Below are 514 nucleotides of genomic sequence, written 5' to 3'. Positions count from 1 at the left end.
CCGTTCCCATACCGAACACGGAAGTTAAGCTTCTCAGCGCCGATGGTAGTTGGGGCTTTGCCCCTGTGAGAGTAGGACGTTGCCAGGCGAAGACAGGAATTTACGTTTCTGTCTTTTTCATTCCCCTTATTGAGAATTGGAAAAAACTTTCTGTTGTAAGTAAACACCAACGGTGTTAACATAGAAAAGTCGCTTTTAAAAAGGTGCCAAGGGATCAAAAATGGAAAAAACTTTCTATTGTAACTCATCACTTAAGATGTTATTATAGGAAAGTCGCTCTTCATATAAGAGCAACAGCGTCAATCAGAATTGGAAATAATTGATGATTGATAGAATGTGAGAATTGCGATAAGATAGTATTCCTGTCGCTATTGGTGACATTGTTCTTTGAAAACTAAACAAACAAAAACGTCAACAAACAATAATTATCATGTTCCTTCTATATAATAGATGAACATGAGCCAACGTAACAAAATGAGCTAATCAACTTTCTTGGAGAGTTTGATCCTGGCTC

General features: G+C 37.5%; 1 rRNA gene. It reads left to right on the top strand.

Going from position 1 to position 514, the window contains the following annotated elements:
* Window positions 1-88: ribosomal RNA gene (gene rrf, locus GXK58_RS26860) — 5S ribosomal RNA — on the top strand; the annotation flags it as partial.
* Window positions 89-514 lie beyond the last annotated feature (426 nt).

Source organism: Bacillus sp. USDA818B3_A (assembly GCF_009928415.1).
Lineage (GTDB): Bacteria > Bacillota > Bacilli > Bacillales > Cytobacillaceae > Neobacillus.
This window is presented reverse-complemented; position numbering and strand designations above follow the sequence as displayed.